The organism is Streptomyces sp. NPDC002580 (genome assembly GCF_042889485.1).
Taxonomy (GTDB): domain Bacteria; phylum Actinomycetota; class Actinomycetes; order Streptomycetales; family Streptomycetaceae; genus Streptomyces.
In genome coordinates this window covers 180231-189384 of the sequence record NZ_JBIAQZ010000010.1, presented here as the reverse complement: position 1 = coordinate 189384, position 9154 = coordinate 180231, and the positions used below count along the sequence as shown (strand labels likewise).

The window sequence follows — 9154 nt, the reverse complement described above, 5'->3', positions numbered from 1 at the left end:
GTTTCGCCCCCGAGACCCGTCGGCGCGTGGGGCCCGGCCCGGCGGGCCTGTGGGTGGGGCGCCCCCCCCCCCCCCCCCCCCCCCCCCACGCCCGGTGGACGGTCCGGATGGTGAGTGACACCGCCCGCTCCGTCCGTTACGCGCGAATCGACCGACCCCTTCTCAGAGCTGGGCCGCCGGCTCGAGGGCCTCGACGGCCGCTGCCGCGGCGGCGGAGTCCTGGCCGTAGAAGATGTCGATGTCGACCTCCTCGCCGCCCATGGTGAGGGTGTCCCAGGCGCCGCTGAGCACCAGCATGCGGAGTGTGACGCCCTCCAGGGTCCCCAGCCGTTCCAGGATCGCCTCGTCGTCGGGCATGCCGGACATCCGCTTCGCCAGCCGGGAACGGATCCCGCGCAGCCTCTCCAGGAGCGTCGCGGTGTCCGCCTCGCGATCGGGCTCCTCGGGGATGCCGTCGATGCCGTGCGCGATGATGTCCTTGATGGCCCAGGTGGCGCCCTCGTCGTCGGTCGTCACCATCGCCTTCCAGGCGCGGCTCTTGTGCCGGTACTGGAGCATCGACATGGCCGCCTCGTGGCGCAGGAAGTCCGCGTCCCGGAAGGGCTTGCCGTTCCATGCTCCGTTGAGGGACCGGGCGAGCGAGATCGCGGAGGCCAGACCGCTGTTGAGACCCCGCCCCGGCCAGAAGTGGATGGCGTTGGCGGCGTCGCCCAGCAGAAATCCGTACGTGCCCGTGGAGTTGGCCGTGGGCGGCAGCAACTCGGCTGTGAAACGAGGGCGTTGCACCATGTCCAGCCGGAAGGAGGTGACCGCGCTGAGGTCGTCCGGCTCGACGCCGAACAGGCGGAGCCCCTCGCCCACCCGCTTCCACAGGGCCGAGCCCCTGATGAGGGCGGGCAGGAACAGGGTGCTGTGCGTGGAGCACTGGAAGTCGCCGTACTCGTCGCGTCCCATGAGGCAGGGCCGGGAGGCGATGCACTCCTCGAACACGCGGCGGACCGGATCGATCCCGACGACCTCCGCTGCCTCCGCGTCCGTCAGGCGTATGTTCAGGAAACCCTCGCCGCGCAGGGAGTTGAGCAGGAACCGGTTCTGCCCCACGGTCAGCAGCACGGCCATGGGGTCGGTCAGACCCGATTTCACCCGCAGGCCGAGGATCACGTCCTGCAGATGGCGGTCGTTCAGCGAGTAGATGGACTCGTCCGCCTTGCCGAACTTGGCGGCGAAGTGTTCACGGGTGTGCGAGCGTCCGCCGTCGCAGATCGCCAGGACGTGCTGGGAGGCGAGGGCGTCCCGCTGTTCGTCGATGCTGAACCTGGTGGGAACGAGCCGGATGCGGTTCGGCTTCTCGTTCGCCACCTCCAGAAGCCGGTCCTCGATGTAGGCGATGCGCATGTTGCGCGGATGGTGATCACCGATCGAGTCGGGGCCGGAGGGCCACATCTCGGTGTAGTTGTCCGGGTCGAAGAGCCGGGCCTGCACCTCCTCGGGCAGGCTGAGGTACTGGCGGCTCTGTATGGTCACCACCTGCTGGCGCCGCACGTTGCCCTGGCTCGCGTCCTTCCAGACGATGCGGCGGCCCTGTTTGCGCCACCGGCCGTCGTGGACGGTGATGTTCACCTGGGAGCCGAGGAAGTGCTCGAGCAGCAGGGCGAGCGACAACCCGACGGGCCCCCCGCCCGCGATGGTGACCCGCAGGACGGGCCCGTGCGCGACCTCCTCGTCCCCGTGGGTCAGCGACCTGGGCAGGGACAGTGCCATGATCGTCTCCATGGCGTCCGGAACCTCGAAGCGGAACTCCTGGTCGCCGATGGTGATGTCGTCCCCGGGCGCGAGGAGACGGGAGTCGATCTCCTCGCCGTTCACCATCGTCCCGTTGCTGCTGCCGCAGTCGCGCAGTACGTAGCCCTGGGTGTCGTCGAGGACGATTTCCGCGTGGAAGCGCGAAACGCTCAAGCTGGAGATGACGACGGTGTTCTCGGGGTTACGTCCGAAGGTGACCCGGGTGCCGATCACCGGTATGCGTTCTCCGGCCAGCAGTCCTTCGTGTCCAACGAGCACCGGCGCCACGGTACTTCCTTTCGGGTTGACGACATCGCTGCCGCCGCGGAGCCGTCGGCACGCACCGCCGCGCGGGCGGGAGAGGGCGGCGTGAGGGGCAGGACGGCCTGACGTTCGCTCGACGTATCTGAACGGGGGATGGTTCAGTTCTGAGGACAACGGAGCGTTGCTCGGACGGTGCGGATGATCCATCATGCCCGATTTCGAACCCGACCGGGAGAGGCCGTCCGGCGATGGTGGAGCCGACCGCGCCAGGGACGTCGTGTTCGTCCTGCGGCCCGTGTTCCCCCTGCCGACTCGGCATGCGCCCTGTGACGGATCGTGCCGGCCGGCCGATGGCGGATTCGGCTTCGCTTGGGCGTGGGCGTGGGCGTGGGCGTGGGCGTGGGCGGGCATCCGGGCCCCGGGTCACGGACGCGAGGGCCAGGGCGACTTGATTCGACGGAGACGCGTCCGCGGGTGGCCGTTCACGGGAACGGTCAGGCGGCGTAGCAGAGTTCCGAGGTGCCGGCCGGGGGTGAGGTCTGGGACACGGTCGCGGGGGCGGGGCGGGTGTTGTGGACGGCGGGCGGGGTCTCCGAACGGTTCCGTGCGAAGACGGCGAGGCGCAGCACCGCGAACCGCGCGACACCGGTGAGTGCGGAGGCGGACAGGTAGACGACCTGCTCCACCACCGGGCCGGGTGACTGCACCAGCTGGTGCAGGGCGAACATCGCCAGACAGGTCCCCGCGTAGCCCGCCACCGCGGACCCGGCCGACTGCGCGTGCTGGCGCCAGGTCGCCCGCCCGCCCGCGCCGAAGGTGAAGCGGGCGTGTAACTCGGTGGCGAGGAGCGTGGAGACCACGGTGATCAGAGCGTTGGCGATGACCCAGGGAATCCGGGAGGCGAGAGCCGCCACCGCGATGCTCGAGACGAGTCCCACCCCGCCGCCGCAGATCACGAAGCGGGCGAAGGCGGCGACGGCGCCGGGTGCCGCCGGCCGTTCGCTCTGTGCTGTCTCCATGATCCGACCCCTTCGGTGGCTGACTCCTCGAAGCGCGGACGCGCGACCGTGAAGCCGGGCGATGCGCCATCGTGGTGTCATAGTGGCACATCCATGGTGCGCTCGAAAGTTATTTATGGCGCCAGCTGTGATGCCGGTAGCGCCAAGCTCGGGAGGGGTGCGAATGCGCAGGTCGGCGGGCAGTGCCGGCGTGACGTCCGATCATGGCGGACGGTGGGGATCGGCGATTTCGTCGGCCGAGCGGCGAACCGCCACGACGGAAGGGCGGAACGGGAGGAGCGGTGGTGCCGCCGTCGAGTGGCCGGACCGCTTACGTCCTGTGGCGAAGGCGCGACGTTCGATGCCCCTCCCGGCGGCTTCCCCGGGCTTCCGGCGGGCCGGCTGGGCGCCCGGGGCGCGGCGGAGGTGGCGGGGCACGGTGGTACGTCGCGGTTGAACCGGACCCGGTGCCGTGCCGTCGAGGCGCGTAGTCATACTGCTGCTCATGAAACTCTCGCCCCCCGGCCCCACCGCCGTGACGCTGACCGTCACCACGGTGATGTGCGTGGTGGGCGGCGCGGCCTGTTTCGGCTTCATCGCGGACGGCTGGACGGGAGCCGTCCTGGAGGGGAGTGCCACCGCCGGAGGCGTGGCGGTCGGGGCGTCCCTCCGCCGCCCGCGTCCGCTGGTCACTGGCCGGAGCGCCGCCCCGGGCGGCGGGGACGGGTCCGGCGCGGGTGCCGCGGACGCGATCGTGCCGGGTTTCGCGTCGTACGAGGCCGCGGTGTTCCCCCTCACCTCCGGCGGGGTGAGCGACGAGGAGAAGAGGGCCCGCCGTATGCGGGCGTACCGCCTCGCCGCCTATGACGAGCTTCCCCGCGGGGTCCGGGTGTCGGCGGCCGAGGCCTTGGGGGTCCTCGACGAGGGCGCCGACCCGCATCGCGCCCGGACCGTGGTCAACGCCCTGTCGAGGGCGATCCGTGACGACCTTCCCGTTCGTCGACCCGACTGACGCGGAGGCGTTCCGCGCCCGTGCGGACGGCGCCCCGCTCCCGCACCGGCTCTGAACCGGTGCCGTACCAGGCCGCGTTCGCCTTTCGGGGCGGCGGCTGGTGGTCGGCCGTCCCTCCTCGCGCGGTCGCTGGACGGGACCTGCGGCGGTCAGGTCACGCGTAGGGTCCTCGGGTGGTCAATCGGTTCACCGGGTTCAATCGGTTCGAGGTCGGCGTGTTGCCGCCGGGACCTCGTTGGGCTGCCCGGGTGCGGGTCCTCGTCGACGGCGAGGACGTGGTGGCGGGGGCCGTGGGAGCGGGAGGCCGCGGCCCGTTCGCGGCGGAGGCGCTGCCCGCCGATGGGCACGGTCCCCTCCGGGCGACCGGTGAGGGGCGACGGGTGGTGCTGGGCGAGCCCGAGTGCACGGGCGGCTGTTGCGGCTGCCTGTCGGTGTTCGTGCGGCGTCACGGCGGGATCGTGGAGTGGTCCGGCTGGGAGGTGCCCTTGGGCGAGGTGCGGCCCCCGGTGTTTCATTTCGACGCCGAGCAGTACGACGCCGAACTGACCCGAGCCCTGGCAGTCCGGCGGGGGCGGGTCCGCGGGGAGTGATCAAAGCATCGCCGGTTCTGCCGGACAGCCCGTTCCCGCCGGGGCTTCGGCGGGAACGGGCCGCGGGGAGGGTGGGGGCCTGGCCGACCGGTGTGGGCGAGACGCCTGCCCGCCCTCCGGTCGGTCCTCGGGCCCTCCGCGGAGGGGGAGACCCTCGGTCAGAGGTCCTCGAGCAGGCTCGTCACCGAGCCGTTCTCGAAGATCTCCCGGACCGCGTCCGGCGGAGGTGTCGGGCCGCCCGGTGCCATGGCGCGGACCGGCACCATGGCGCCGGGTGCCCGGGCTAGGTCCTGTCGTCACCTTCCCGTCGTCGCCCGGAGGGCGGCCCGCGGCGTCGGGTGCGGGCTCCCGGCGTGCCGGGCGGAAGCCCTCGTACCGGACGCACCCGGGCTTTCGCCCGGTGCGGCGAGTGGGGGTGCCCCCTGCTCGCAGAACTCGGGGGAGCGTGCCCGGCGTCGCGGGGCAGGCGGGAACGTGACGACCGCGCCCTAGGGCGCGGTCGGCGGCCGCGGGGAGCGGAGTACGAGCAGGGTGATCTCGCTGGGCGCGAAGACGCGGAACGGCGGGCCCCAGAATCCGGTGCCGCGGCTGGTGTAGAGGAGGGTGCGGGTGCCGTGGCGGCTGAGGCCGGCGACGACGGGCTGGTCGATGCGGACCAGGTGGTGGAAGGGCCAGATCTGACCGCCGTGGGTGTGACCGGAGAGCTGGAGGTCGATGCCCTCGGCCGCGGCCCGGTCGACGAACTTGGGCTGGTGGGCCAGGAGCAGGACGGGCAGGTCGGGGTCGGCGCCGTCCAAGGCCCCGGCGAGGTGCGCGCGGTGCCCGGCCAGACCCGAGGACTCGGCGGTGACGTCGTCCACGCCGGCGACGACGAGGGTGTCGCCGCCGCGTTCGAGCAGCAGGTGGCGGTTGCGCAGCGGCTCCCAGCCCAGCTCGTCCATCAGGTCGACCCAGCCCTGGGCCTCGCTGTAGTACTCGTGGTTGCCGGTGACGTAGACACGGGCCCGAGTGGCCCGGACCGTACCGAGTGGGGCGGCCTGGGCGCGGCGGCGTACGGCGGTGCCGTCCGCGATGTCGCCCGTGTGGCAGACCAGGTCGGCCTCCAGGGTGTTCACCGTCTCGCAGACCCGCGCCGACCAGCGGGCGCGGTCGAGCGGCCCGTAGTGGGTGTCGGTGATGAGGGCGACGCGGGTGCCGTCCAACCCGGCTCCCAGACGGGGGAGTTCTACGTCGAGTCGGCGCACGCGTGGTACGCGGCGGGCCTCGGCGTACCCCCAGGCGAGCAGCACGGCGGCCACGCCGAGGACGGCCCAGGTGACGATGCGCGCCCGGTCCTGGCCCTCGCCGACGCCGGCCAGGCTCAAGGCGAGCCGCAGCAGGACGCCGAGCAGGACGGACCAGGTGAACAGGACCCAGCTGACGCCCAGCAGGGTGTCACCGAGGATCGCCGCCCGGTCCTGTTGGCGCCGACCGTGGCCGCGCACCATCGCGAGCGGCATGCCGGCGAGGCCGAGGGCGAACAGGGCGGTGCCGCCGAGCGTGACGGGCAACGGCCAGTGCTGGCCCGCGTGCAGGAGCACCCAGCAGGGCACGGACCACAACAGGACGGGAGCGATCAGGGGGAGGTAGCGCATCAGGCGGTGCAGCCGGCTCCGTCGCGGCGCTCGCGCCTCACTGTCGGCGGCTCGGCTGTTGCTGGTGTCGGTCACGCTTCCCCTCTTCTGTCCGGGATGCCGTCTCGCGCACTGTATCCGGTGGTCCTGGGGTCGGCCGGAGGGGCGGTTCCACGTGCACGCGAAGGGCTTCTCGGGCAACCCCGGAATCTCGACGGAGGGGGGCGATCGCGAGGCGTTCGAGAAGGCGGCGCGGGAGCGCATGACGGCTCCTGGAGCCAAGATCTTCCGGTGCGAGCAGGAGTCGCCGCTTCCCCGCCCCGGCCGCCTCGTAGGCTTACAGCTCACCGGTCCGACCCTCGAACGGGAGAACACACCATCATGGCCCGCTACATGGAATCGCTCACCATCGAGCGCGGCGGATTCCGGATCAAGGTGCCCGAGTCGTGGTGGGAGTTCGACGTGCGGCCCGAGTCGAGGGACGACGCGATCCGGCGGATGGTTTCCGAACGGATCGCACAGCGTCCCGAGTTGGGCGCGTACAAAGACACGTACACCGCGTTCCTGCGCAGGGCGGCCGCCGACGCCTGGAAGTCGGGTGCCCTGTACTGCGGCTGCATGGCGGAGAGTTTCGGTGGTGACACGCCGATCACCGGCTCGATCACGGTGTCCCTCGTCGGCGGCCGCACGAAGGACGGCGCGCCCCTCTCCACCGACCCGCAGGCGGTGATCGACCAGCTCGCCGTGCGGGAGGCCAGGAAGCCGGGCGACGCGTGGCGGAAGGTCGCGACCGTCGACATCCCGGGTGTCGGGGCGGCCGCGCGCACCTACGGCGTCGAGGACATCCCCGTGCCCGACGACAGCCTCGGCCGCACGGTCAGGGCCGTGCTCATGCAGACGTTCATCCCCGTGCCCGGGCAGGAGGGCAAGGTGGCCCTCGTCGCCGGGAGCAGTCAGGTGCTCGACCTCGCCGACTCGTTCTTCGACATCTTCGACGCGATCACGTCCACGTTCCGCTTCGCGGAGTAGGGCCGCTCCTCGCGAGGCGCGACCAGCTCACCTGGCTCCAGCTCAGTGCCCGCGATTCGTACGACTGATGGAGGGCGGCGAGGGCGGCTTCGTCGAGTTCGAGAACCGGCACGGCACGGTGTGGCGGGTGGAGTGGCACGGAGCGTGGTTCATCGCGGAACGGGAGACACCGGACGGGTGGCCCCGCGAGATCGAGGGCGACGAGCTCCTGTCCTTCGCGCGGACCCGGCTGACCGAGCAGCCCGCGCCGCCTCCCCGGCACCTCGTCGGGTTGCCTGGAGCGCGACCGAGCCTCCAGGCAACCCGACTTCGGGCCTAGAAGAAGCCCAGCTTCTTCGGCGAGTACGAGACCAGGAGGTTCTTCGTCTGCTGGTAGTGCTCCAGCATCATCTTGTGGTTCTCGCGCCCGATCCCGGACTGCTTGTACCCGCCGAACGCGGCATGTGCCGGATACGCGTGGTAGCAGTTCGTCCAGACCCGGCCGGCCTGGATGGAACGGCCCGCCCGGTAAGCGGTGTTGATGTCCCGCGTCCACACGCCGGCGCCGAGTCCGTACAGGGTGTCGTTCGCGATCTTGATGGCGTCGTCGAAGTCGTCGAAGGAGGTCACCGAGACGACCGGGCCGAAGATCTCCTCCTGGAAGATCCGCATCCTGTTGTCACCCTCGAAGATCGTCGGCTGGACGTAGTAGCCGCCCTTCAACTCGCCGTCGTGCTCGATGCGTTCCCCGCCGGTGAGGACCTTGGCGCCCTCCTGCCGGCCGATGTCCAGGTAGGAGAGGATCTTCTCCAGCTGGTCGTTGGAGGCCTGGGCGCCGATCATCGTGTCGGTGTCGAGCGGGTTGCCGGGCTTGATCAGCTCGGTGCGGGCGACCGCCGCCTCCATGAACTCGCGGTAGTGGCCGCGTTGGACCAGGGCGCGCGAGGGGCAGGTGCACACCTCCCCCTGGTTGAGCGCGAACATCGTGAAGCCTTCGAGCGCCTTGTCGCGGAAGTCGTCGTTCTGGGCCCAGACGTCGTCGAAGAAGATGTTCGGGGACTTGCCGCCGAGCTCCAGGGTGACCGGCTTGATGTTCTCCGAGGCGTACTGCATGATCAGCCGCCCCGTGGTGGTCTCACCCGTGAACGCGACCTTCGCCACGCGCGGGCTGGACGCGAGCGGTTTGCCCGCTTCCACTCCGAAGCCGTTGACGATGTTCACCACACCCGGCGGGATCAGATCCGAGACCAGGCTCATCCAGTAGTGGATGGACGCCGGTGTCTGCTCGGCCGGCTTGATGACGACCGCGTTGCCCGCCGCCAGCGCCGGAGCGAGCTTCCACACGGCCATCAGGATCGGGAAGTTCCACGGGATGATCTGCGCGACCACGCCGAGCGGCTCGTGGAAGTGGTACGCGACGGTGTCGTCGTCCACCTCGCCGAGAGAGCCCTCCTGGGCGCGGATCGCTCCCGCGAAGTAGCGGAAGTGGTCGATCGCGAGCGGGATGTCCGCCGCCAGGGTCTCGCGTACCGGCTTGCCGTTCTCCCACGTCTCGGCGACGGCCAGCTTCTCCAGGTTCGCCTCCATCCGGTCGGCGATCTTGAGCAGGATGTCCGCGCGCGCGGTCACCGAGGTGCGCCCCCAGGCCGGCGCCGCCGCGTGGGCCGCGTCCAGCGCGCGTTCCACGTCCTCGGCGGTGCCTCGCGCGACCTCCGTGAACGGCTGCCCGTTCAACGGGCTCGGGTTCTCGAAGTACTGTCCGCGCGCCGGCGCGACGTACTCCCCGCCGATGAAGTGGTCGTAACGCGCCTGGTAGGAGACGATCGCGTCTTCACTGCCGGGCGCCGCGTAACGGGTCATGCTGGTTGCCTCCCGGAGAAGCGCTGC

At 71.1% G+C, this 9154-nt stretch carries 8 protein-coding genes; 4 read left to right on the top strand and 4 right to left on the bottom strand.

What is annotated here, in order from left to right; all coding sequences use genetic code 11:
- Positions 1-162: 162 nt before the first annotated feature.
- On the bottom strand, positions 163-2061 hold the full coding sequence (locus ACFYW7_RS28900; RefSeq protein ID WP_389507577.1) for an FHA domain-containing protein: 1899 nt from the start codon (positions 2059-2061) through the stop codon (positions 163-165).
- Positions 2062-2540: 479 nt separating this feature from the next.
- Entirely contained in the window at positions 2541-3065 is a 525-nt protein-coding gene (locus ACFYW7_RS28895) for a GtrA family protein (protein WP_389507575.1), read from the bottom strand.
- A gap of 484 nt (positions 3066-3549) precedes the next feature.
- Between ACFYW7_RS28895 and ACFYW7_RS28890 the strand changes: the two genes are divergently transcribed.
- The gene (locus tag ACFYW7_RS28890) at positions 3550-4056 is read left to right on the top strand and encodes a hypothetical protein (RefSeq protein WP_389507573.1); all 507 of its coding nucleotides are present in this window, start codon (positions 3550-3552) and stop codon (positions 4054-4056) included.
- A 173-nt stretch (positions 4057-4229) separates the two neighbouring features.
- Entirely contained in the window at positions 4230-4646 is a 417-nt protein-coding gene (locus ACFYW7_RS28885) for a hypothetical protein (protein WP_389507571.1), read from the top strand.
- A 488-nt stretch (positions 4647-5134) separates the two neighbouring features.
- Here ACFYW7_RS28885 and ACFYW7_RS28880 read toward each other — a convergent pair whose 3' ends face one another.
- Positions 5135-6355: a metallophosphoesterase gene (locus ACFYW7_RS28880; protein WP_389507569.1), complete on the bottom strand. Its 1221-nt coding sequence runs from the start codon at positions 6353-6355 to the stop codon at positions 5135-5137.
- Positions 6356-6640: 285 nt separating this feature from the next.
- On the opposite strand from ACFYW7_RS28880, the gene ACFYW7_RS28875 reads away from it, so the two are divergent.
- Both ACFYW7_RS28875 and ACFYW7_RS28870 read left to right on the top strand, forming a co-directional pair.
- The gene (locus ACFYW7_RS28875) at positions 6641-7288 is read left to right on the top strand and encodes a hypothetical protein (RefSeq protein WP_389507567.1); all 648 of its coding nucleotides are present in this window, start codon (positions 6641-6643) and stop codon (positions 7286-7288) included.
- A 67-nt stretch (positions 7289-7355) separates the two neighbouring features.
- On the top strand, positions 7356-7607 hold the full coding sequence (locus tag ACFYW7_RS28870; RefSeq protein ID WP_389507565.1) for a hypothetical protein: 252 nt from the start codon (positions 7356-7358) through the stop codon (positions 7605-7607).
- On the opposite strand, the gene ACFYW7_RS28865 is transcribed toward ACFYW7_RS28870, so the two are convergent.
- The gene (locus ACFYW7_RS28865) at positions 7604-9127 is read right to left on the bottom strand and encodes an aldehyde dehydrogenase family protein (RefSeq protein WP_389507563.1); all 1524 of its coding nucleotides are present in this window, start codon (positions 9125-9127) and stop codon (positions 7604-7606) included. The two genes, ACFYW7_RS28870 and ACFYW7_RS28865, sit on opposite strands and share 4 nt — an antisense overlap.
- Positions 9128-9154: the final 27 nt, after the last annotated feature.

Coding starts and splice junctions, on each gene's coding strand:
- ACFYW7_RS28890 (WP_389507573.1), top strand. CDS start 3,550: ATGAAACTCTCGCCCCCCGGCCCCACCGCCGTGACGCTGACCGTCACC.
- ACFYW7_RS28895 (WP_389507575.1), bottom strand. CDS start 3,065: ATGGAGACAGCACAGAGCGAACGGCCGGCGGCACCCGGCGCCGTCGCC.
- ACFYW7_RS28865 (WP_389507563.1), bottom strand. CDS start 9,127: ATGACCCGTTACGCGGCGCCCGGCAGTGAAGACGCGATCGTCTCCTAC.
- ACFYW7_RS28870 (WP_389507565.1), top strand. CDS start 7,356: ATGGAGGGCGGCGAGGGCGGCTTCGTCGAGTTCGAGAACCGGCACGGC.
- ACFYW7_RS28875 (WP_389507567.1), top strand. CDS start 6,641: ATGGCCCGCTACATGGAATCGCTCACCATCGAGCGCGGCGGATTCCGG.